Source organism: Saliterribacillus persicus (assembly GCF_003337485.1).
GTDB classification, from domain to species: Bacteria; Bacillota; Bacilli; order Bacillales; family Amphibacillaceae; genus Saliterribacillus; species Saliterribacillus persicus.
On the sequence record NZ_QPJJ01000019.1, the window covers coordinates 1 to 23,077 of the forward strand.

Consider the following 23,077-nt stretch of genomic DNA (forward strand, 5'->3'; position numbering starts at 1 on the left):
AAGTGTTATTGCATCATCAATATAAAAATATCAATGTTCGGGTGGCATAAATTAGGAGTGAGCGTTTAGCTCACCCCAACATTTGACTTAGAACCAATAAAAAAAACTTGGCGAAATGCCAAGTTTTTTGCTGTATATAGGAAGCAAGTAGATATTTATTTTTCTTTATCTTTTTTTACCTTTTTAACATGTAAGTGCAACCGGAATAAGCGGTAAGATACCACAAAATCCATGGTAGCAAAAAATGCTAAAGCAATGGTAATAAAATTCCAAATTGTTTCACTTGCAGATTGGATGGCAATATAAGTGAATAAAATACCTAAACCAAAATACAAGGAAGCAGATATTAAAGGTGAAAAACGCATAAGTTAGTTAGCCTCCAATGAGTATAAATTGTAATTGCTCCAATTGATCGAGCATCTTTTCAATCTCTTCCGGGTCCATCGATAATTGCCCAATGACTGCATAGGTGTTAATCGCCATATGTGCAATAATCGGTACGATAATACGCTTTGTGTGTACGTATAAAAATGCAAAAACGATTCCGATTAAGGTATACGTTAGTAAATGACTAAAATCATTATGGACTGCTGCAAAAACTAAAGCGGAGGCAATTGCTGCTATAAAAAAGTTTGTTCGTTTATAGATGGAACCAAAAATAATTTTTCTAAAAACGACTTCCTCAAGGATCGGTCCGAGTACAGATATAATGATAATGAATATTGGAGCAGCCCTTGCTACATTCATTAAGTCTAAGGTGTTTTGTGATCCAGGCTTGATTCCCAATAAGAAGGTTTCGATTAGTATCGCAATAATTTGGGCAAAATAAACGAGAAAAATACCAACAAGTGACCACAAGAGAATAGAGCCTATCTTTTTATCTCGAGCAAACCATACGCTTTTAACCTCATCACGTAGCAGGTACATCGTCACCAAAAGAGCAGCTGTAAAGCTGAATACACTCCAACTGACGGCTAGCATCGTACGATCTACCTCAAAAAAATAAATAATCGGTAATAAAATATAGCTAGACAATTGCATAAGTATATATGTGATCAGAACATAGATATAATTTTTGGACAACAACAACGACCCCTTCTCACTCTTTTTATAAATATTTCTTCATGATACGTATTTTAACACAACTTTAGAATAGAATTGAAATAGTTCGTTTAACGTTTCGATTTCACGAAAAAAAATTTCCTGTTTTAGCATTTCTCGCTTGCAAAATTGTTTGTCATTCATTATTATAATAATTGTGTTAGCACTCTTTAGTGATGAGTGCTAATAATCGAAATGTATCAACACACATATTTTGAAGGAGGTTTTAAACGATGCTTAAACCATTAGGCGATCGCGTAATCATTGAGCTTGTTCAACAAGAAGAAAAAACTGCTAGCGGAATTGTACTTCCTGATTCTGCCAAGGAAAAACCACAAGAAGGTAAAGTAGTTGCTGTTGGTTCAGGACGTGTTACAGAAAATGGAGAAAAGGTAGCTCTTGAAGTACAAGAAGGGAACCTAATCATCTATTCTAAATTTGCTGGTACAGAAGTAAAATACGAAGGTAAAGAATACTTAATTCTTCGCGAGGATGATATTTTAGCAATCGTAGGCTAATTTTTGCAGAAGAATAGTGAAGACATATATCATAATATGAGATTTATAAGGAGGGCTTTTTAAGATGGCAAAAGAAATTAAATTTAGTGAAGACGCTCGTCGCGCAATGCTACGTGGTGTTGATACACTTGCAAACGCAGTAAAAGTAACCCTTGGACCAAAAGGTCGTAATGTTGTTTTAGATAAAAAATACGGATCTCCTCTTATTACAAATGATGGGGTAACTATTGCAAAAGAAATTGAACTAGAAGATAAATTTGAAAACATGGGTGCGCAGCTTGTTTCAGAGGTTGCTTCTCAAACAAATGATGTTGCTGGTGACGGTACAACAACTGCAACAGTACTAGCTCAAGCAATGATTCAAGAAGGCTTGAAAAACGTTGCATCTGGTGCGAATCCAGTAGGCGTTCGTCGTGGTATTGAGAAAGCTGTTGAAATTGCTACAAAAGAACTTCGCGCTATTTCAAAACCAATTGAATCGAAAGAATCTATTGCACAAGTTGCTGCTATTTCTTCAGGTGATGAAGAGGTAGGTCAATTAATCGCAGAAGCAATGGAACGAGTTGGTAACGACGGTGTTATCACTATCGAAGAATCAAAAGGATTTAACACGGAGCTTGAAGTAGTAGAAGGTATGCAATTTGATCGTGGATATGCTTCTCCTTATATGGTTACTGACCAAGATAAAATGGAAGCGGAGCTTGAAGATCCATATATCTTTATTACAGATAAGAAAATTAACAATATCCAAGAAGTTCTGCCAGTGCTAGAAAAAGTAGTTCAACAAGGTAAACCACTTCTATTAATTGCTGAAGACGTAGAAGGCGAAGCACTTGCAACATTAGTTGTAAACAAACTTCGTGGAACATTTAATGCAGTAGCGGTTAAAGCTCCTGGATTTGGTGACCGTCGTAAAGCAATGCTAGAAGATATTGCAACTCTAACAGGTGCAGAAGTAATCACTGAAGATCTTGGATTAGAGCTTAAAAATACTGAACTTGAGCAATTAGGTCGCGCTTCTAAGGTTGTTGTAACGAAAGAAAACACAACAATTGTAGAAGGTGCAGGAAACCCTGAACAAATTTCTTCTCGTGTAGCACAAATCCGTGCTCAAGCTGAAGAAACTACTTCAGAGTTCGATAAAGAAAAATTACAAGAACGTCTTGCTAAGCTTTCTGGTGGTGTAGCGGTAGTTAAAGTTGGTGCAGCTACAGAAACAGAACTTAAAGAGCGTAAACTACGTATTGAAGATGCATTAAACTCAACACGTGCAGCTGTTCAAGAAGGAATAGTATCAGGTGGTGGTACAGCACTTCTTAACGTTTACAAGCAAGTATCAGCACTTGATGTAGAAGGCGATGAAGCAACTGGTGTTAATATCGTTCTTCGCGCACTAGAAGAGCCTGTTCGTCAAATCGCAGCAAACGCTGGACTTGAAGGTTCTATCATTGTTGAACGTCTAAAAGGCGAAGAAATTGGTATTGGTTTCAACGCAGCAACTAGCGAATGGGTAAACATGATCGAAGCTGGTATTGTTGATCCAACTAAAGTTACACGTTCTGCTCTTCAAAATGCAGCATCTGTAGCAGCAATGTTCCTAACTACTGAAGCGGTAGTAGCAGACATTCCTGAAGACAATGCAGGTGGCGGCATGCCAGACATGGGTGGCATGGGCGGAATGGGCGGCATGATGTAATCTGCCCCCTAAATCCTTGATATATAAGGATTTGTAAATAAGATGAGAGTCAAATGCTAACATTTTGCTAACATAGTGCAACAAAAAGTAATAGCACCTGTCATTGAGACAGGTGCTATTACTTTTGTAAGCTTCTCCTTAGAGACAAACATGAATCCTTAATATGAATGGTTTGCTTTTGTGTAAAGCGATCGCAAAAACGAATAGGAGAAGAAAAAGCTTAAGGTGATTAGAAAAAGTTGCTAATTAATGTAAAATGTAAGTTGACTTTTAGATTACGGTTAGTTATACTCTGAATAATTTAATAAATAATTTGATGACGAGAAAGAGTAGTTATTTTGATCTTATCTATAGAGAGTTGACGATTTGCTGGAAGTCAATGTTAAGACTATAATGAAAATCCTCTCCGAGAAGCAAAGTTGAAAGGCCTTTTAAACTTTGACGGTATTCTACCGATATCCAGGACACGTATGATAGTACGTAGTGCAATGAACTGATAAAAACCACTACTATGGTTTTTTATTTTGTTTAAAAAAGATTATATATTTATATATAAACTCGATTCTACGTATGTAGGGTCGAGTTTTTTTAATTAAAATGAGGTGATCATATTGAAGGAATCTAGTTTCACAAGGGAATTAAGGGTTCGTGAAAAATGGGTAAAGGAAGGTACGTTTGCGCGTTCCATATCTAACCGAGAAGGAAGAGAGACTTATGTTTTTTATGAAGGACCTCCAACTGCAAATGGTTTGCCACATGCAGGTCATGCTCTTGGGAGAACAATCAAGGACTTTGTAGCGAGGTACAAAACAATGTCTGGTTATCAAGTGTTAAGAAAAGCGGGTTGGGATACCCATGGCTTACCTGTAGAGTTAGAAGTTGAAAAACAATTGAATATTCGTGGGAAGGATCAAATTGAGGAATATGGAATCGAAAACTTTATTCAGAAATGTAAAGAAAGTGTCTTTGCTTATGAAAATGAATGGAAACAATTTACGGAGGCTCTAGGTTATTGGGTAGATATGGAAGATCCCTATGTAACCTTAAACAACGAGTATATTGAGTCTGTCTGGAATATCTTATCCACTATACATGAGAAAGGTTATTTATATAAAGGACATAGAGTTGTACCTTATTGTCCGCAGTGTGAGACTTCACTTAGTTCTCACGAAGTTGCACAAGGTTATAAAGATGTTTCCGATTTATCTGTTACAGCCAAATTTCGATTAAAGGGAACTTCAGATGAATATCTTTTAGGTTGGACAACGACCCCCTGGACATTACCAGGTAATGTTGCTGTTGTCGTTAACCCTAATATGAAATATGTACGCGTTAAACAAGAGTCAGAAATATTTGTTCTCGCAGAGTCTTTGGTTTCCGCTGTTCTGAAGGAGAATTATGAAATCTTGGAAGTTTTGAAAGGAAAAGACTTAATTGGTCTCTCTTACGAACCGCCTTTTAATTATGTCACAGTAACTAACGGACATAAAGTTCTCGGTGCAGATTTTGTTACTGATACAAGTGGAACTGGTATTGTGCATCTAGCACCCGCCCATGGAGAAGACGATTATAATGTAATTCAGGATAATCACTTTGATTATGTAAATGTAGTAGATTCAAAAGGTTGTTATAAGGATTATGTAAGCCCACTTGCAGGACAATTCGTAAAAGATTGTGATGTAGAAATTATAAAAATGCTCTCAAAGCAAAATCTTTTATTTGATAAGCAAAAATATGAACATAGTTATCCACACTGTTGGCGATGTGACAGCCCTCTTCTTTATTATGCTATGGAAGGGTGGTTTATTAAAACTACGGCAGTAAAAGAAAGAATGCAATCAAATAATCAAAAAGTTCAGTGGTTTCCTTCTCATATGAGAGATGGAAGGTTTGGGAACTTTTTAGATAACATGGTTGACTGGAATATAGGTAGAAACAGATATTGGGGAACACCGTTAAACGTTTGGATTTGTAAAGAATGTGGGAATGAAAAAGCCCCAAATTCTGCCATGGAATTAAGAAAACTTTCAGCAGAAGAAGTGCCAGAAGATATAGAATTGCATAAACCTTATGTTGACAGAGTGCATTTAACTTGTTCTTGCGGGGGTAGAATGCATAGAACAACCGAAGTTATTGATGTATGGTTTGATAGCGGTTCGATGCCATTTGCTCAATACCATTATCCATTTGAAGATAAAAATATGTTTAAGAAACAATTTCCTGCAGATGTGGTAATTGAGGGTGTTGACCAAACAAGAGGATGGTTTTATAGTTTATTAGCAGTTTCTACCTTATTTACTGGAGAATCTCCATATAAACGAGTACTTTCTTTAGGACATATTTTAGATGAAAATGGACAAAAGATGTCAAAGAGTAAGGGAAATGCCTTGAGCCCTTCTGAGTTAATAAATGAGTTCGGAGCTGATTCGTTAAGATGGGCGTTGTTAGCCGACAGTTCACCATGGAACAATAAACGCTTTTCCAAAAAGACTGTTAGTCATTGTAAGTCTAAAGTCATTGATACACTATTGAATGTTTATTCTTTTTACTCGATGTATGCGAAAATTGATCAATTTAATCCAGTCAGTGATATAGGAGGAACCCAGACAACTCTTGATAAATGGATTATTTCTCGGTTAAATACAGTTATTAAGGAAGTCGTCCGCAGTTTAGATGATTACGATGTAACAAAAGGCGCAAGATCAATTGCAACATTTGTTGATGACCTTAGTAATTGGTATGTAAGGCGTTCCAGACAACGTTTTTGGAGCAGTGGTATGACTGAAAATAAGAGGGCAGCATTTAGCACTCTATTTGAGGTCTTGAAAAAACTGTCCCAGCTCATGGCTCCTTATACACCTTTTGTCACAGAAGACATATATTCAAACTTAGTGAAAGAAAGTGTGCATTTATCGGATTATCCTCAACCCGATGAAACGCTTATTGATGAGCAATTAGAAAAAGATATGGATGCGGTCTTACAAATAATAGAGCAAACAAGGTCACTTAGAAATACAGTTGGAATAAAAACCAAACAACCATTAGCTCTATTAGTCGTAGTCCCAACAGAAGAAATCACTATATCTCAGTTACAAAAATACGCTTCTATTATAAAAGAAGAAGTGAATATAAAAGAAGTAAAGTTTGAAAGAGAATATAATGATTTGTTGCAGCTTGATTTCAAATTAAATTTCTCTGTAGTCGGTCCGAAATTAGGCAAATCCGTAGGCGAAGTTAAAAATAAAGTTGAAAAATTAGACGAGGCAGAAAAGGGAAGATTCATTGAAAAAAAAGAAATACAGTTATTATTAAATTCAGGTGAAACAGTAACTCTTACGATGGATGACGTGCTCATTGATAAAAAAGGAAAAAGCGGTTTTGAATTGCTGGAAGGTAATAATTTTATGACGCTTTTAGATACGAAATTAACACAAGAATTAAAAGAAGAAGGAATAGTAAGGGAATTCGTTCGTACTGTTCAAACATATCGCAAGGATTTAAATCTTCCAGTTGAATTACGAGTAGATCTATTCATCGCTGCTGATTCGTGGCTAAAAAAAGTGTTGAAAGAATATGATGAGTTACTTCAAAGTAATCTTATATTAAATGAAATACATTTTGAAAGAAAAACGAATATGAAAAGTTTCAAAATAGAAGGAAATACAATTGAATTGTTCATTAAATCTCAGTAATCAATAAATAGGATACAGTTCTTTGGAGATATTTCTCTGTTTTATAATTCTTACCACTCCTAAAAAGTCGGTACTTTTTATTTAAAGGATAATCAAAAATGTATTTGAATATGGATTATATTGGGAGTGGTTGGTGTTTTTGACTTAAAGTTTAGGAATGTGAAATTAGAGTAAAATAAAATAAGAACCACTATATTAAATTAATTATGCATCACTATTTTATCTTTAATAGCAAGGATTTCCTCACCTAGAGGACTTTCAACAGTTATATTGATATTTATAGCAGTTATTTTATCTGTTCTGTGAATCCATGCATCATTTCAACCATGGTTAACGAAGCAAGAGTAAGTTTGAAAATTTCAAATTATCACCAGAAATCGTACTTAATTAGATTAAGTGCGATTTCTTTTGTGGTGTTTTACTTCTACATTAATAATAATCACCTAATGATCTACTCTTTGTTTTATCCTTATCGCTACTTCTAAATTAAATTCAAATCTGAAATAGCTAATCTACTTACCATTTCTGTTTTAGTCGATTTTTGATCACAGCCACTGAAAGGTACTAGAAATTTTATGCAAATTCAGTTTTTCCTAAACAGCACTTGCTTTGTAGGAACTTTCCTATTACGTAGTAGACAATTACTGCGCAGCAAAAAACGTCTTTATGTAAAGAAGACTTTATTATAGCTTTTATATTTATGTTCAAATTATTGGGAATTTGTAGTAAATTATTATTAGGTGCACATAGAATTGGAAAAAAGGAGACTAGTTAATGTATTCAGGTATGGTTAATGCTGTTTATGCTTTAGGGAGAGTGACTCCAAATGGGGTAACTCCATTGGGAACTGCAACTCTCTTAAATAGAGATGGGTTACTTGTAACTGCTGCCCATGTAACTAATCATGATGATAATAATTTAGTAGTTATTTTCCCAAGGAATAGCTCATTGTCAGAATATCAAGACATGTCAAATTTAGAGGTTAGATATGTTGACGTAAAGATAAATTCAGTGAATCCCTTATATGATATATGCATATTAGAAGGTGCTAATGGAACGAATTTAAGAGGAGCTTCAAACCTTGATATAACTGGGTTGGATAATATTAATGTAGGAGAAAAGCTTAATGTCTTTGGATTTCCAGACTTAAACTTTGGTCGAATGATATTAACTAAACAGGAAACTGATTTAGGAGCAAAAGTATTAATAGAGAATACTGGCTTAAAAGTAAAGTATGGTGTAATTAATTTGCTATCACGTCAAGGGCAATCAGGAAGTCCTGTAGTACATAATAATAATTTAATTGGTATATTAATCGGTCCTTACCTTCCTAAACAATCGGGTGGCATTTCAATAGGTGGTATAGACCCTCATACATTACATCCAGCGACACATATAGTTTCAGCTAGTTACATTGAGGAGATGTTAGAAGATAATGTCTAAATCAAATTTTGACAGTTTATTTAGAGAAAATAATGAACGATGGCTAGATCCTCTTCCAAAACATCAAAGAACTTTAATTTTAAAATTAATGGAACAAAATGAGGACTACTATACAGTTGCAGAAGCCTATTTAACTATTAATACACCTAATACGGCTCCTTTCAGTGCGGGACAGGGTAGAAAAATATTTGTAGATAAGCTCGTATTAGAGATTGAACATTTTTTGTGTGGCGACAAAAAATATGAAGAAGAAAGGTTAGGTTTATTTTCTAACCTTAAGCCAACGCATACTATAGTAGTTTCAACAGTATCAGCTGCTGTCGCTCCTTATATTGGAGCGTCGGCCATATTCATAATGCCAGCAGTATCGTTAATATTTATAGGTATTGGAAAAATGACAATAAATGCTTGGTGCGAAATGCGTAAAGAATTAAAGCTTCAATAAAGTTTACTTTTTTATATCAAGAAAGTCGAAGAATCCTATAATCTGTTTGTAATTTGAATGTGGCATCAATTTATAAAAAATTATTAAGAAGGTTTCTAAGATTTCATTTGTTTATTATAAGAGTGACAAATTAACTCTTTCACAGACAGGCGCTTTTGTTAGAAAGGCAAAAAAATACAAAAGGTTTATTCGCTGTACAGTACAACCATACTGTTAATAAGTTAAACATTTAGAGACGGTCACTTTTAGGATGATCGTCTTTCTTATTTTACTGATACTGCGCCACAAATATCGTGTTTATTAATATTTTTATAGAACTAGGATCAATGAATAGATAATAGATATTCACCTGGATATTTATGTTAATATTTATATGAATAGCAAATCTAAACTTAGAAAACTCAGTTCTTATCAGAGATTGAGTTGCCTATTGTAATGACCTTATTCCTCTAATATAGATAACTCAAGTATTAAAAAAAGAATACTTAGAAGGATGATCTTATGAAATTCAAAGGACAAATAATTTACTTTGTTAGAGATCGATACAATTGTGTCCATATGCTAAAAAGAAATTCGCAATCTGCAGCTTTATTAGAACAGTATATATATTATATTGAAACTTTAAAAAAGAATCTGAAAAGTGAATTTGTAAGGGCCTTCATTGTTAACCTTGATGAACCAAATAAACCCTTCATCTGGTGTTCTAATAAATGGCTCAAAGATATTAATGACAAAATTTCTCCCAATCATCAAAAGTATTTGAACTTCTTATCTGAACATCGAGAGGATGTCTTTTTTATAGGACCTTATAAGTCTATGAGATCAAAAGGTCTACATGTTTGTTCAAAAGGCCATGAATGGCGTATTCAACCCATAAAAGTAAAAGAAGGGGAGAAATGTCCGAAGTGCAAGTGGCATATGAAAGAATCAAATGGTGCTAAGTTTATTACGAACTTATTATCCGAACTAAACATTATGTTCATTAAGGAGCTTCAAATGAAAAGGTTAGGCCTTGAATCTGAGTATTGTTTGGATTTTACCGTAATTAAAAATAATCATGCAGTTTTTGTCATTGAGTTTAATGGTATCCAACATTACAAGCCGATAAGAAATGAATTTTTCGGTGGTTATGAAGGTTACAGGAAGCGAAAGCGATCTGATAAAAATAAACGCGATTTTTGTTGGAGTAATGCTCTTCCGGTTATAGATATTCCTTACGCAGAGACTGAAGAACAAATGAAAGAAACTATAGAACATTTTTGTAGGATGTTTTACTTATTGGATTAAATTCAAAAGGTTAGGACGTTGAAGATAGTTATTATAAATCTATTCAATCACCAGTGCATGAACTTATTTAATTATTAAGGGAATTATTTTTATTATAATAAGCCGTGAAGAAAAATAGCTATCGAACTAGTGCACAGTACAACGATACTATTTAATAGCATGCCACCCGTAAGGTGAGAGTGTGTAATATCGTTAACGCGAGGTGCAAATAGTACGTTTAATCAACGTTTTGGATATTTTTGGCTGTAACATATATAAAACATCCAAATATGATACAGTAATTTAATTACAAACAGAATAGTAAAATTCTAACATAGTTCAATAAAAAATAATAGCATCTGTCGCTGGGGCAGGTGCTTTTACTTTTGTAAACTTATCATTAATAGTTCCAATTTTCTGGGAAGTATCTTTTTTAATTTCTTAGTTACATGTTAGTATATAATTTCGGTGTTATGATCGTCAGAATACCTCAAGCGGTGCATGATCAGTACTAAGCTAATTTTCGCTTCTGCAAGTAAAGATGAGTGTATGAGGTATTAGAGTAAAGAGTTAAATTTTAATTTAAGCCAGCATGCTTTAATATACATTCTATGCGCACAAATACGTTTCTTATATAGATTGTGTGGGTAGGATGGTCTTCACTAGAAGCAAAGATGAACCTTGTATCATGATAAGTATCGCGATATTTAATTTGAATACTAGTTTAAAATAATTTGAATGGATAGAAAGTAAATAGTTGACAATAAAATATCCTGATGGTAAGATTTTGATATCCTAATTATAGGATATGTGTTGAAGAAAGGGGATAGAAAATATCAAAAAACTTCTCAATTTCATAAAATTACGAATTATATCCTAATGTTAGGACGTAAAGTGTTATCTATTATTCAATTTTTCTAAGGTATAGTCTTTGTCTTTACTGGTTTTATAAAATATAAATCTAAACTAAGGGATGAAGTTTTAAAACATAACTGTTATTCAGTATGATTTCGTATTTTACAGGTTTTAAAAAGGTAAGTGAACTAATTGTTGCTGTCGAAAGTTAAAAGAAAAAGTCAATTATTGAGAAGGGATTTTCTCATAATTTGTGGTGAAGTTATCCTAGATAGGGCTTATGTAGCTGCCTTTTGAAAATGGAAATATAATGATTGACATTTTTAAGCGAATTAACGATAGGGCAACAAAAACTGGAAATAAGGAGTTTTCGAGAAATTATTAATCGCTAGAATTTGGATTGAACAGTTGCCAATTTTATAGAGTTAGCCTAATTCCAGTGCAATAGGTGAGGCCATTTTAGTTAGCATTAAAATTAATTACAATCTAAAAAAATTGATGATATCATCCTACTATTGGTGCTTGTTAGTATGATACGTTCATACAATATACTTTATTACGCGAAGAGATTGAAAAAGACATATATTCACTTCTGATATAATAAAAGAAATGTTAAATCGGAGGCGGCCTAATGTACCAAGGAAATGAACAAGCGGAAAGAGATCTGAGATTATTTCGAATATGGTTAAATGCAACTAAAACAGTTTTCGATAATGTGCTAGAAGATGTTAAAAGTTATGGATTAACTGCTGAGAATTTTATGGTTCTAGAACTTCTCTACAATAAAGGACCACAATATATACAAACAATTAGTGAAAAGCTCATGATACCTAGTGGAAGTATTACGTATGTAGTTAACAAATTGGAACAAAAAGAGTTAATAAGAAAAGAGCAGGAACTGCACAACAGACGTTATTGGAAAGTGACATTAACGGAAAAAGGAGAAAAACTTTTTAATGAAATCTTCCCCCACCATGTTGAAGCGATTCGTGAAAATCTGTGCTCTTTAAACGATGAACAAAAGGAACAGTTAACGGAATTATTAAAAATAGTTGGTTTGAATGCCAAAGATTAAAAATGAGTAAAATATATTTTAAAAACGAATTAATCCTAAGAGTAGATTGAAATTGGTTATTATTTAATATAGGATCATTTTAAAAACGCGTTTCCGAAAAGTATATTTCTGGCTTACAAAGTTCTCAGGATAAAATGAAACAGTAAAGTAAAGTAGAACTGGATGTGTTTGAGTCAGGCAAGAGGCAACATTGTCTACAAAAAAACGCACTTACCGTTATTTTTCATTCCGATGTACTTGTCATATTTAAATTGCTAGTTACGTAAAATTTCTGAGTAAATCATATCTATTATGTGTGCGAAAAGAAATATTGTAAGACTTGACTTAATTTTAAATGAATAACGATTGCTGTGAAAGTAGGGTCTTCTTTAAGTGCCGGTATATAACTTGGTTTAGAAGGATATGGATATGAAGAACTTTCTGTATAGAAAATTGAATATATTTTAAGTTAAAAAGAGGACACGTGAAGCAAAGGATTCGAAGTGTGAATTTTAATTTACTAATTTATAATAAAAAGCTACGTATTATATCCTAATGTTAGGATGATGAAGGTCAAAATATGAGTAGATAAATCTACAATATCTAAAAAAAGGGGAAAATATAAATGGATGTTTTATCAATTATTCTGCAAGTTATATTAGGATTAGGATTTATAATGTTTGGATTAATGAAGTTTAAATCAAAGCAAATGGTGGAAGGCTTTAAGTATTTTGGTTATCCTGTATGGTTCAGAGTATTCACAGGATTAGTGGAACTTATTTCGGCAGGTTTAGTTATTTCAGGTATTTGGAATGAGAAACTGGCCGCTTGGGGTGGACTACTCATTGTCGCTACAATGATTGGTGCTATTATCACCCATATTAAAATAAAAGATAGCGTCAAAAACATGATGATGCCAATTGTTCTATTAATATTAGGATTAGCAGTTTTAGCATTAAATTTTGAATTTTTAATATAGTAATAAATACAAAGCATTTGATTAAAAATAACTTTATATGATTTACTACATCCAAAAATGATAAAGAGTATGGCACTTATTTTCATTTTTGGATGAATTTTAAGTCCTTCATATTCTCTATATTAAAATGAAATTATCTCCGGTGCAAAAAATAAATAGAACAGGTTGAAACTATGTGGTAAGCCTATCTAAAAAGATATAACTATCTATATATTTTTACAGGAAGATAGAGTCTTAAGACAGGCCTTTTTTCATTAGTTACCTTGAAGTAACTACTTTACAAAATTAATTTAAGGAATTATTATAAATTAGAAGTTGTATTACAACAAAAAAGAAAACGCATACTCATTACGGATTGTGACTGTTTAATCAGGCAAAACCGATTACTGTTGTAATTAGTGGTTTGCTCTTTTTTTTGTTGGGGGGTGCCAAAGTGAAGATTTTAAAAATACTTAACAACAATGTAATTGTCTCGGTAAAGGATGATGAAGAAGAAGTCATTGTAATGGGTCGCGGAATAGCTTTCAACAAAAAAACTGGTGATGAAATTGATGAAAATAAAATTGATAAAATCTTTACTTTGGAAGATGAAAATATAACAACGAAATTCAAAACGTTAATAGCTGATATCCCTATAGAGTACATGGAATTATCCGAGAAAATTATTAACTACGCAAAAATGGAGTTAGGTAAAAAGCTTGATAATAGTATTTATATTTCATTAACCGATCATGTTCATTTTGCGATAGAACGCTACAATAACAATATACCTATAAAAAATGGATTACTTTGGGAGACAAAACAACTCTACAAAGAAGAGTTTGAAATTGCAATTGAAGCATTAAATATGATTTTTGAGCAGTTTCATATAATTTTACCTGAAGATGAGGCAGGTTTTATAGCGTTGCACCTAGTAAATGCTCAATTTAGTGAAGACATGAGTAATGTTGTCGATATGACAAAGGTGACGCAAGATATTCTAACTATCATCAAATATCACTTTAAAATTGACTTTGATGATAACTCACTAAATTATTATCGTTTTATCACCCATTTAAAGTTTCTCGCCCACAGACTGGTGAAGGGTGATCATTATAGAAGTGAGTCTGAGGATGATCTCTTAAATGTGATTAAAAAAAAATACCCGGAAGCTTATAAATGCACTGAAAAAATTAAAAAGTTCGTAGAAAGTAAGCATCGTTATCAATTAACAGAGGAAGAAATGCTTTACCTAACCATTCACATACAAAGGGTAGTCAAAAATAAATAATTCTATTTAGGGTTGTGACTTACGAGGCAAAACCTAAATTGACCTTTTAAATTTTTTAAAAAAGGGTTGATTTAGGTTTTTTATGTGCAAAATTGTATGTCTAAAGCTATTCACAGTAAATGGAGGTCTAGAAACAAAGAAAACAATGGGAAGTTAGTAATTAAAACTTTAAACATTATTCACAAATTAAAAGGAGGAGAAATCATGAGTTACGAAAAATTAGCGAAAGAAATCATTCATAACGTTGGCGGAGAAGAAAACATATCGAGTTTGGTGCATTGTGCCACGCGATTAAGATTTACACTTAATGATCCGAGTATAGCAAGTAAATCGGAACTAGAAAATAATGACGATATTTTAAGTGTTGTCCAAGCTGGAGGCCAATATCAAGTTGTTATAGGTTCACATGTAGGAGAAGTCTATAAAGATATAACAAAGGTTTCAAATATAGGTGAAAAAACAGATAATTCAAGGAACCAACCAAAAGGATCGATTATGTCTCAAGTATTTGATGTAATATCTCGAAGTTTTTCACCTTTACTAGGAGCGCTAGCAGGTGCCGGTATGATCAAGGCGTTATTAACCGTCCTAACGATGGTTGGATGGCTTTCACCTGAGAGTGGTACGTATTCTATCTTATCAGCTGCTGGAAATGCTGTTTTCTATTTCTTACCTGTATTACTTGCAATCACACTTTCCCTTAGATTAGGGGCCAATCCATATGTAGGTGGATCGATTGGTGCAGCGTTACTTGAGCCAAACTTAACAGGGTTAATGGGCAGTGAAGCAACGTTTTTAGGAATACCAGCTATTATTGTAGATTATTCTGCAACCGTATTTCCTGTGTTTATTGCTATATGTATGTATGCGCTCTTTGAGAAGGGAATAAAGAAAGTAATACACAAGGATTATCAGTTGTTCTTAGTACCCATGCTTTCTCTTATCTTAATTGTTCCACTGACCGTTCTTATTTTTGGACCGTTTGGAACATATTTTGGAGACGGAATTGCTGCTGGAATTAATTATTTATTAGACCTTAGTGGCTTATTAACTGGTGCTGTCGTTGGGGCAGGTTGGTTATTCTTAACGTTATTCGGACTTCATTGGGGAATCATTCCGATTATTCTTCAAAACCTCGGTAATGGAGCAGACCCATTGCAGGCAATGTTAGCGGGTGCTGTTTTTGCACAGATCGGAGTTGCGGTAGGTTTCATAATCCGTGCAAAAGACAAAAAATTAAAAGCATTAGCTGGTTCCACTGTTCTACCAGCAGCGCTTGCTGGTGTTAGTGAACCAATTATTTATGGATTGGCAATTCGTTTTAAAAAGACATTAGTTTATGTAGCAATAGCTGGAGCAGTAGGGGGAGCAATTAATGGTGCTCTTGGTGTCGAACAAGTAGAATTTGCTTTGGTTAGTTTTCTTGCGATACCTACATTTTCGCCAATGGGTTTATTTGTAATTGGTGCCCTAGTAGCGTTCATCTTGGGTATGCTTATGACCGTAATATTAGGTTTTGAAAATAAACAGGATAAACAATTGCATAATGCTTCTGAAAAACCTGAAGATACACAAGAACGTGACATTCTCATTAAAAAAGAAAAAATAGCTAGTCCACTTACAGGAAAAGTGAAACCGTTAAGTGAAGTGGGGGATTCAGCATTCTCTTCTGAAGCGATGGGGAAAGGGATTGCTATAGAACCAATTATTGGTGAGGCTGTTTCACCGGTAAATGGTGAAATATCAGCAGTATTTCCTACTGGTCATGCCATAGGAATTACATCTGATACAGGTGCTGAAATTTTAATTCATATTGGAATTGATACCGTCCAGCTTGATGGCAAATATTTTACATCTCTCGTTAAACAAGGTGACTTGATAAAGCAAGGTGATCGTTTAGTAGAGTTCGATTTAGAGAAAATAAAGGAAGCTGGCTTTGCAGTTACTACTCCAATTATTGTTACAAATACGGATAGATACAAAGAAATAGTCTCCACAGAAAATCAAAATATTCAAGCGACAGAAAATCTATTGACATTAATTTCGTAACAATCAATAGGGAAGAAGAACATTTTCTTTTAAATGGAAATGTTAATAAGTTACTAAATATCATTTTAAAAGTTATAATTTAAAAGTTACAAAATGAGAGAATTATATATTAGGCCCCCTTTCTATTATTTCAATGTGTTTATAATCAAGGGGGTAAGTTTAGATAATCATTACCAAATTAGTCAAATAGCTATTTTGTAGAACCAGTTTAAGTATTAGAGAGTAAAAAAATAACATCAGTATTAAAAGGTCAGTGTATTTTTGTAAAAAGATATTGAAGATAAGAATTCCAAGTTATGTTATCGGAGAGGGAGGCTCTACATGCCATGCTGAAATTTGCGATCTCTGAACAAAATATTACTCCAGGAGCACCAATGGATATTAGTGGTTATACCATTGATTTTAATAAACCATTAAGACGTGGTAAAAGTGATGGTGCGTTAGATCATCTGCTTTGTGTGACGATGTTATTAGAGGTAAATAATATAAAATTAATTTTTATATCCTTAGATTTTACTATTGTAGTCAAATCATTCACAGAAGAAATAAGGCAGGATATTTCAAATAGGTTTGCAGTTTCAAAAGAGAATATTATTGTAAGTTGTACACATACACACTCAGGGCCTCATGTTTTTTTGCCGCATTACACATCAGACATAGACCAAGAAATGAAAGTAGAGGCAGAATATTTGAGGGAAGTTAAAGAGAAAGTATCTGTATCGGTTGAACAAGTAATCCAGAATGCAGAACCTGTTAAAGCTTATTATTCACTTTCAAATATAAATGGGTATTATGGGAATCGAAATGTTAAAGGTGGGCCATATGATGATAGCTTTCATGTGATACGATTCAAAAATTATGACAATAAAGTCATTGGAAGCTTTGCTAATTTCAGCTGTCATCCTACAATATTAAAAGGAAATTCTTTAAAATTTAGTGCGGATTTACTGGGTAATGTTAGGAAGAACTTATCAGAGAAATGGAATGCCCCTGTATTACTCACAAATGGGGCAGCTGGCGATGTAAGTAGTAGACATTTTACAAAAGATAATACTTATAAAACTGTGATTGATTTTGGAGAAGGCATTTCAAATCAAGTTTTGACCGATTTTAAGGAATCGTCTATGTGTCTAGAAGATTTCAATATGAAGAAGGTCTCACTTTTGCGAGAGTATTCTCCAAAAAATGATAAGAGACTTGCGGGTGTTAATCTACTAGATCAGCCGGAAACTCCTGATATTTTAATTAATGAGGTAAAAAGAAAAATCGAAAAAGATAATATTTTTTTTAATTTAGAAAGTTATATTTATTTTTTAGGACCAATATCTTTCATTACATTTCCTGGCGAATGCGTAACAAAACTAGCTGAGCAAATAAAATCAAATTCTAAATCCGAAGTTACAATGTTTGTTTGTTATGCCAATGATTTTTGGTATTACTTTGTTCCAGAAGAAGAATACGGAAAATATTTTGAAAGCATCGTTTCCTTATTTCCTAAAGGGCTTGCTGATGAGTTTGGTGAATTAATAAGTGATGAGTTACGAAATATAGACTAAAAAGGTTTGATTTATGAAAGAAATTCATTCATAAATGTAATAGAATACTTTACAAATAACGACCTATATCATAATTTTATCACACAAAAAAAGTTGATAACAAAAATTGTCTGCAACTATAAAGGATGAATGTTCTCTTTGTTTTTCAACAGAAACAATGAAATTAGAAATAAAGGTGGGCGATCTAATGATTAACATAGGTAAAAAATTCCCAAATGATTTTTTGTGGGGTGGAGCAACTGCTGCAAATCAAATCGAAGGTGGTTTTGACGAAGGAAATAAAGGATTAAATATTGCTGATGTGTTACCAGGTGGAAAAGAAAGATTAAAGTTTTTGAAAGAACCTGGATTTAAATTTGAAATAAATAAATCAAAATATAACTATCCAAACCATCAAGCCATTGACTTTTATCATCGTTACAAAGAAGATATTAAATTGTTCGCTGAAATGGGATTTAAAGTATTTCGAATGTCAATTGCATGGAGTCGTATTTTTCCTAATGGTACAGAGTTAGAGCCTAATGAAGAAGGATTAGCTTTTTATGATCGCGTATTTGATGAATTGCATAAGCACGGTATAGAACCAGTTGTGACTATTTCACACTATGAAATGCCATTGAATCTAGTAGAAAATTACGGTGGCTGGAAAAGTCGGAAAGTCGTACCATTATTCGAACGATATGCATCTACTGTGATAAGTCGATATAAAAAGAAAGTTAAATACTGGATGACATTTAATGAGATCAATAGCGCTCTACATTTTCCTATTATGAGTATGGGTTTCTCTGTGCAAGAGGGAGAAAACAAATATCAAAGCGTTTTCCAAGCTTTCCATCATCAGTTTGTTGCAAGTAGTCTTGCTGTTAAGGCGTGTCGTGAAATAATTCCAGAAGCTAAAATTGGTTGCATGTTACTACATGCCCCTGTCTATTCATATGATAGCAACCCTGAGAATGTTTTGTATGCACTTCAGGAAGAACGGATTTTCAATTATTTCTGCGGAGATGTACAAGTAAGGGGCGAATATCCTGCTTATGCTAGGCGGTTTCTAAAAGAACATTTTGTAGACCTTAATATAGAAGATGGGGACTCAGAACTAATTAAAGAATACACTGTGGATTATATTGGTTTAAGCTATTACATGTCACAAACACAGAAAAAAGATAAAGAGGGCCATGATGTAGCTTCCGGCAATCTTTTAGAGGGAGTTAAAAATCCATTTTTAGAGGCAAGTGACTGGGGCTGGGAAATAGATCCGATAGGTTTAAGAATAGGTTTAAATAGATTATATGATCGTTATCAAGTTCCTTTATTTGTCGTTGAAAATGGTTTGGGAGCCTATGACAAAGTTGATGACGATGGATCAATTAATGACGACTATCGAATAGAATATCTGCGAAGTCATATTGAAGCTATGGCCGAAGCTTATGATGATGGTGTAGATTTAATGGGTTACACCAGTTGGGGATGTATAGATTTAGTGAGTGCTTCAACAGGTGAGATGTCGAAACGTTATGGTTTTATATACGTTGATAAGCATGATGATGGTAGTGGTACGTTAGATCGTAAAAAGAAGAAATCTTTCTATTGGTTTCAAAAAGTGATTAAAAGTAATGGAGAAAAATTATAAAGATTAAAATATATGAAAAAGGCTAAATTATAATATTCTTTTTGATATAGGTGACTAATTCTGTTTTAAACTTAATAAGGAGGGAATAGATCTCTCCTTATTTCTTTAATGTTATTGATAAACTATCTGAGATAAGCTTCACTAGTGTCCAACTAAATTAAGTCGATTTAATATTTGATGTATATTCAGAAATTTAGCGTCTATGAATACCTTATTTTTTAGTGATAGACAATTTTATATCTCTTCCTAAGCAAACTGTTAAATGCCAAAAGGCTTATTTGAAGGAATTCAGAGTATTGGTGGATAGGAAGGTAGGCAAGTATGCATTTGATAGTAGGATAATCGAAGGATATTTCTTCATCGTATTAAAAGGTTATTAACATTAAAGGAATGATGTAAATGAAAAGAATAGATGAGTTTTACAGGGGATGGTCCTCAAATAGATGTGCATTACTTGAAGTATTGAATTGTGTTGAGGATAAGCATCTATCTTTCAAGGCGTGGGAAGGGGCAATGACATTATCTGAACTAATATTACACATTGCTTATGCTACAACTATGCACGTTGAAAGAGTTAAAACCGGAGAACTCATAAAACCCGAAGAAATTGAAAAATTTAGAACAACTAAAGAAATAATTGCTATTGTTAAAGCAGAAACGAAATATGTAAAAGAAGAATTGAAATCTCTCACAGAAGAACACTTAAAGCAAACAGTTTCATTTACAGGAAAGGAGTATTCTGGAATAGAACTTTTAGAAAATGGAAAGGATCATGAGGTACACCATAAAGGACAAATTTTTACTTATTTACGCCTTTTAGACGTTAAGGATTTACCATTTTTTCGACAAATGTAATCAGAGTGCATCTAGTTATAAATTCAGTGCTACTATGAAGATACTCGCAACTCCGAGAATACCTTATAATTTAATTATTTTTAAAATAATTGTTGAAAAGAATCGGAGTGAATGATAAAATTAAGTAAGCGCATTCAAAGAACTTTATAAACTGAGAATTTGACAGGATTGTTACTCTTTGAGATTGAACTCTTTGAGGCATTACCGAATTTTATTTGGTATGCTTTAAAGAGTTTTTTGAATTGAATTCTGTTTTGGGAGTCGTTTTTTATGAAAGCAATAAAAAAAATTAATAACAACGTGGCAATATGCAGAGATGGAAATAACAAGGAGTTGATTGCCTTTGGAAAAGGTATTGGGTTTCCTACTATGCCATACGAGGTTACGGATCTAAGCAAAATATCGATGACATTTTACCGAATTGATAGTCGCTTTTATACGTTAATTGAAGAGATTCCAGAAGATGTATTTGAAGTTGCTGCGCTTATTGCAGATAAAGCACGATTAACATTGAACGGTCCACTCAACCCGAATCTTGTGGTAGGCTTATCCGATCATATCAATTTTGCAATTGTTCGGATGAAAAAGTACAAAAAAATGAAGATGCTTTTTTCATATGATGTAGAACAATTATATCCAAAGGAAACAGAACTGGGCAGATTTGCGGTAAGTCTGATTCAGAAGAAACTGTATGTAGTGCTTCCGGATAGTGAAATTACTAATATTGCGATGCATTTCGTAAATGCTCAAGAAGAAAAAGAACCAGATGAGGGGCCTGACGCAGAATTATTAATATCAGAGACTGCAGATATAATTGAACAAATTTTTTCCATCAACATTAATAGAAGCGATTTTAATTATAATAGATTTGCCATGCATATGAGATATTTTTTGAAAAGGATAAAAGAAAAAAAACAGTTTGTTGATGATTCAACTGGAATTGCTCAGGCGATGAAAAATAAGAATCCCAAAGCTTATGAATGTGCTTATCAAATTGGTAATTTTATAGATGGAAAATTAAATTCAAAAAGTACCGACGAAGAAATTCTTTACCTTATGGTACACATTGATCGAATGATTAGAAAAAAAACAACTGAAAATTAGGGATTGTAACTTGTAATGGAGGCATAACCCAAGGCTAAAAGGAGACTAACTCTTATATAGCTTTGGGTTTTTTTATATAAAAAAGGAGGTAATAATGATGGTTAAAAAGAATGAAGAGTATCAAAAAATAGCGGAGGATATCCTTGGAGCAGTGGGAGGGAAGGAAAATGTAGCAAATGTGACGCATTGCATGACTAGACTTCGTTTTAATTTAAAAGACGAGAGTAGAGCATTGCAAAAAGAGGTGGAGAATATTTCAGGTGTCATAGGTGTTACGAAATCTGGTGGTCAGTTCCAAGTTATTATCGGTCAGACTGTAGATAACGTATATAAAAATTTATGTGAAATAGGGGGCTTTAACAGAGATACAGTTGTAGAAGTGGATCAAAATCAGCAGAAAAAGAAAATAAGTTTAAAATCGATAGGAAGTAGTATTCTTGACGGACTTGCTGGCTGTCTGACACCGTTAATCCCATTATTGTTGGCTGCGGCTATGTTTAAGCTATTTGTCTCAGTATTAGGACCAACTATGTTAAATGTAATTAACGAATCAAGCGATTTATATACTTTGTTTACGTTCGTTGGCGATGCAGGATTTTATTTTCTACCAGTAATTGTTGGGTATACGGCTGCTAAAAAATTTGGTGTAACCCCAGTAATTGGTATGTTCATAGGAGGAATTTTGTTACATCCGACATTAATTGGGATGGCAACAGAGGAAACAGCATTTTCTGTTTATGGCATCCCAACTCAAGCTATGAATTATTCAAGTACGATTTTACCAGCCATCATGTCTGTATGGGTAATGTCTTATGTGGAAGCATTTTTCAAAAAATATTTACCAAGTACATTGAAAACAGTCTTTGCACCTGCACTTACAGTGTTAGTTATGTTACCAATTACGCTCTCTTTATTAGGACCAGCTGGTTCTTTCTTAGGGACATATATCTCGGATCTACTTTTAAGTTTTAATGGCGTTGCAGGGTTTATTGGTATTGCAATTGTAGCTGCGCTTTGGCAGTTCCTTGTAATTAGTGGTATGCATTTGGTAATGATCTCTACGATGATTCTCGTATTTTCTACGAACGGTCATGAAGCATTTATCATGCCTGCTGCAGTTGCAGCTAGTCTTGCTGTGTCGGGCATGTGTTTAGGTGTAGTGCTTCGTCTCAGAAACAAAGAACATCGTAACCTTAGTATAGGCTTCTTGGTTGCTGCCCTAATTGGGGGTGTAACAGAACCAGGACTTTACGGAGTTGGTATGCGATATAAGCGTCCATTTATCGGTATGATGATTGGTGCAGCTGCAGGTGGTTTATATGCAGGTATCGTGGGAGTGATTGCTTATACTATGGTCCCGGTTGCAAGTGTTCTTGCTGTACTCAGTTTTGCTGGTGGCCCGATACCGAATTTAATACATGGAATTATTTCATGTGTCATAGCATTTTTAGTTGCAGCTATTGCCACTTATTTCACTGGCTTTAAGAAAGGTGATCCACTAACAAAGAAGCAAGCCTAATAATTTATATTTAACAAAAGCGTGTCTCAATAAAAAGTTAGTAAT

At 33.6% G+C, this 23,077-nt stretch carries 17 protein-coding genes; 15 read left to right on the forward strand and 2 right to left on the reverse strand.

Translation table 11 applies throughout. The annotated features are described in order from the left end of the window. Window positions 1–155: 155 nt before the first annotated feature. Both DFR57_RS16325 and DFR57_RS16330 read right to left on the reverse strand, forming a co-directional pair. Entirely contained in the window at window positions 156–365 is a 210-nt protein-coding gene (locus tag DFR57_RS16325; RefSeq protein WP_114354288.1) for a YdiK family protein, read from the reverse strand. 7 nt (window positions 366–372) lie between these two features. Further along, on the reverse strand, window positions 373–1,083 hold the full coding sequence (locus DFR57_RS16330; RefSeq protein WP_114354289.1) for a CPBP family intramembrane glutamic endopeptidase: 711 nt from the start codon (window positions 1,081–1,083) through the stop codon (window positions 373–375). 251 nt (window positions 1,084–1,334) lie between these two features. On the opposite strand from DFR57_RS16330, the gene groES reads away from it, so the two are divergent. The 15 genes from groES (at window position 1,335) to DFR57_RS16405 (ending at window position 23,032) form a co-directional block, all read left to right on the forward strand. Next, window positions 1,335–1,619, forward strand: coding sequence for a co-chaperone GroES (groES, locus tag DFR57_RS16335; RefSeq protein WP_114354290.1), 285 nt, complete (start codon window positions 1,335–1,337; stop codon window positions 1,617–1,619). A gap of 64 nt (window positions 1,620–1,683) precedes the next feature. Beyond that, a complete protein-coding gene (groL, locus tag DFR57_RS16340) occupies window positions 1,684–3,315 on the forward strand; it encodes a chaperonin GroEL (RefSeq protein ID WP_114354291.1) in 1,632 nt (543 codons plus the stop codon). A 611-nt stretch (window positions 3,316–3,926) separates the two neighbouring features. Continuing rightward, the gene (ileS, locus tag DFR57_RS16345; RefSeq protein WP_114354292.1) at window positions 3,927–7,007 is read left to right on the forward strand and encodes an isoleucine--tRNA ligase; all 3,081 of its coding nucleotides are present in this window, start codon (window positions 3,927–3,929) and stop codon (window positions 7,005–7,007) included. A 774-nt stretch (window positions 7,008–7,781) separates the two neighbouring features. Then, window positions 7,782–8,450, forward strand: coding sequence for a trypsin-like peptidase domain-containing protein (locus DFR57_RS16350; protein ID WP_245937504.1), 669 nt, complete (start codon window positions 7,782–7,784; stop codon window positions 8,448–8,450). Next, window positions 8,443–8,895, forward strand: coding sequence for a hypothetical protein (locus tag DFR57_RS16355; protein WP_114354293.1), 453 nt, complete (start codon window positions 8,443–8,445; stop codon window positions 8,893–8,895). The genes DFR57_RS16350 and DFR57_RS16355 overlap by 8 nt, the downstream gene beginning before the upstream one ends. A gap of 501 nt (window positions 8,896–9,396) precedes the next feature. After that, window positions 9,397–10,182, forward strand: coding sequence for a hypothetical protein (locus tag DFR57_RS16360; RefSeq protein WP_114354294.1), 786 nt, complete (start codon window positions 9,397–9,399; stop codon window positions 10,180–10,182). Window positions 10,183–11,647: 1,465 nt separating this feature from the next. Continuing rightward, on the forward strand, window positions 11,648–12,091 hold the full coding sequence (locus tag DFR57_RS16365; protein ID WP_114354295.1) for a MarR family winged helix-turn-helix transcriptional regulator: 444 nt from the start codon (window positions 11,648–11,650) through the stop codon (window positions 12,089–12,091). A 604-nt stretch (window positions 12,092–12,695) separates the two neighbouring features. Continuing rightward, complete coding sequence (locus DFR57_RS16370; protein ID WP_114354296.1) at window positions 12,696–13,049, forward strand: DoxX family protein; 354 nt, start codon at window positions 12,696–12,698, stop codon at window positions 13,047–13,049. A 433-nt stretch (window positions 13,050–13,482) separates the two neighbouring features. Beyond that, on the forward strand, window positions 13,483–14,319 hold the full coding sequence (licT, locus tag DFR57_RS16375) for a BglG family transcription antiterminator LicT (RefSeq protein ID WP_114354297.1): 837 nt from the start codon (window positions 13,483–13,485) through the stop codon (window positions 14,317–14,319). Window positions 14,320–14,523: 204 nt separating this feature from the next. Beyond that, complete coding sequence (locus tag DFR57_RS16380) at window positions 14,524–16,368, forward strand: beta-glucoside-specific PTS transporter subunit IIABC (RefSeq protein ID WP_114354298.1); 1,845 nt, start codon at window positions 14,524–14,526, stop codon at window positions 16,366–16,368. 326 nt (window positions 16,369–16,694) lie between these two features. Then, window positions 16,695–17,924, forward strand: a complete 1,230-nt coding sequence (locus DFR57_RS16385; protein WP_170133018.1) for a neutral/alkaline non-lysosomal ceramidase N-terminal domain-containing protein — start codon at window positions 16,695–16,697, stop codon at window positions 17,922–17,924. A gap of 187 nt (window positions 17,925–18,111) precedes the next feature. After that, complete coding sequence (locus DFR57_RS16390) at window positions 18,112–19,554, forward strand: glycoside hydrolase family 1 protein (protein WP_114354300.1); 1,443 nt, start codon at window positions 18,112–18,114, stop codon at window positions 19,552–19,554. A 399-nt stretch (window positions 19,555–19,953) separates the two neighbouring features. Then, complete coding sequence (locus DFR57_RS16395; RefSeq protein ID WP_114354301.1) at window positions 19,954–20,409, forward strand: DinB family protein; 456 nt, start codon at window positions 19,954–19,956, stop codon at window positions 20,407–20,409. Between the two features lie 270 nt (window positions 20,410–20,679). Next, window positions 20,680–21,513, forward strand: a complete 834-nt coding sequence (locus DFR57_RS16400; RefSeq protein WP_114354302.1) for a PRD domain-containing protein — start codon at window positions 20,680–20,682, stop codon at window positions 21,511–21,513. Window positions 21,514–21,610: 97 nt separating this feature from the next. Then, window positions 21,611–23,032, forward strand: a complete 1,422-nt coding sequence (locus DFR57_RS16405; protein ID WP_114354303.1) for a PTS transporter subunit EIIC — start codon at window positions 21,611–21,613, stop codon at window positions 23,030–23,032. Window positions 23,033–23,077: the final 45 nt, after the last annotated feature.

Bases quoted from the DNA above. Each gene is read 5' to 3' on its own strand.
- DFR57_RS16395 (WP_114354301.1), top strand. From the start codon at position 19,954: ATGAAAAGAATAGATGAGTTTTACAGGGGATGGTCCTCAAATAGATGT.
- DFR57_RS16365 (WP_114354295.1), top strand. From the start codon at position 11,648: ATGTACCAAGGAAATGAACAAGCGGAAAGAGATCTGAGATTATTTCGA.
- DFR57_RS16390 (WP_114354300.1), top strand. From the start codon at position 18,112: ATGATTAACATAGGTAAAAAATTCCCAAATGATTTTTTGTGGGGTGGA.
- groL (WP_114354291.1), top strand. From the start codon at position 1,684: ATGGCAAAAGAAATTAAATTTAGTGAAGACGCTCGTCGCGCAATGCTA.
- DFR57_RS16360 (WP_114354294.1), top strand. From the start codon at position 9,397: ATGAAATTCAAAGGACAAATAATTTACTTTGTTAGAGATCGATACAAT.
- DFR57_RS16350 (WP_245937504.1), top strand. From the start codon at position 7,782: ATGTATTCAGGTATGGTTAATGCTGTTTATGCTTTAGGGAGAGTGACT.
- DFR57_RS16385 (WP_170133018.1), top strand. From the start codon at position 16,695: ATGCTGAAATTTGCGATCTCTGAACAAAATATTACTCCAGGAGCACCA.
- DFR57_RS16400 (WP_114354302.1), top strand. From the start codon at position 20,680: ATGAAAGCAATAAAAAAAATTAATAACAACGTGGCAATATGCAGAGAT.
- DFR57_RS16325 (WP_114354288.1), bottom strand. From the start codon at position 365: ATGCGTTTTTCACCTTTAATATCTGCTTCCTTGTATTTTGGTTTAGGT.
- DFR57_RS16355 (WP_114354293.1), top strand. From the start codon at position 8,443: ATGTCTAAATCAAATTTTGACAGTTTATTTAGAGAAAATAATGAACGA.
- DFR57_RS16380 (WP_114354298.1), top strand. From the start codon at position 14,524: ATGAGTTACGAAAAATTAGCGAAAGAAATCATTCATAACGTTGGCGGA.
- groES (WP_114354290.1), top strand. From the start codon at position 1,335: ATGCTTAAACCATTAGGCGATCGCGTAATCATTGAGCTTGTTCAACAA.
- DFR57_RS16405 (WP_114354303.1), top strand. From the start codon at position 21,611: ATGGTTAAAAAGAATGAAGAGTATCAAAAAATAGCGGAGGATATCCTT.
- DFR57_RS16370 (WP_114354296.1), top strand. From the start codon at position 12,696: ATGGATGTTTTATCAATTATTCTGCAAGTTATATTAGGATTAGGATTT.